Source organism: Oleiphilus sp. HI0043 (assembly GCF_001634935.1).
The window spans coordinates 1-761 of the sequence record NZ_LWEY01000521.1 but is presented as its reverse complement, the minus strand read 5'-3'; the positions used below and the strand labels follow the sequence as shown (position 1 = coordinate 761).

Below are 761 nucleotides of genomic sequence, written 5' to 3'. Positions count from 1 at the left end.
AATCGTCCATAATTGCGGTCTCAGTCACTTCAAGCTCAAGTGTTGAAGGGTCAATTCCAAATGTGCCCAGTGAGCGTGCTAGGTCTTCTTGAAGCAAGCCTCTATGGAAGTGACGTGCAGAAATGTTGAGTGCCAATATGAAGTCGGAGTCAAGATAGGTCTGCCACTCTTTTAGGTGTTTGCAGCATTGATGAATTACCCATTGGCTGATAGGAATAATTTGGCCATTTTCTTCAGCAATTGGGATGAACTCAAAGGGGTTGCGATATTTTCCATCTTCTTGCTTCCAACGGATCAGTGCTTCAGCGCCTTTGATGGAGCCAGTGTCGAGATCAATTTTGGGTTGGAAGAATAACTCAAACTGCTCTTGCTCTAGCGCAACATTTAACTGACTGCGTATTTTTAAGCGATGCGCTGGCTGGTCGTTCTCACTTGCTTGATATATCACATATGTATTTTTGCCACGTTTTTTGGCTTGATACATGGCAATGTCAGCATTACTAATTAATTTGTCGGAGTCATTGCCGTGATCGGGGGCGGCGGCAATGCCGATACTCGCGCTCATGTAAATATCTTCATTGCCTAAATGAAATGGTGTGCCAAAAGAGTCAACAATTGCTTGTGCAAATTGTTTGGCATTATCTGTGCCATCTTGTTTTTCCATCACTGCAATGAATTCGTCACCACCATGTCTAGATAGTAGTGTGTGAGGGGGCAGCTCGGCTTCAAGGCGCAGAGTTATGGCCTTGAGTAGTGCATCG

1 protein-coding gene is annotated in these 761 nt (G+C 44.7%); it reads right to left on the bottom strand.

What is annotated here, in order from left to right; genetic code table 11:
• The coding region (locus A3729_RS06430) for an EAL domain-containing protein (RefSeq protein WP_156497742.1) at nucleotides 1-761 on the bottom strand (761 nt) is incomplete at both ends.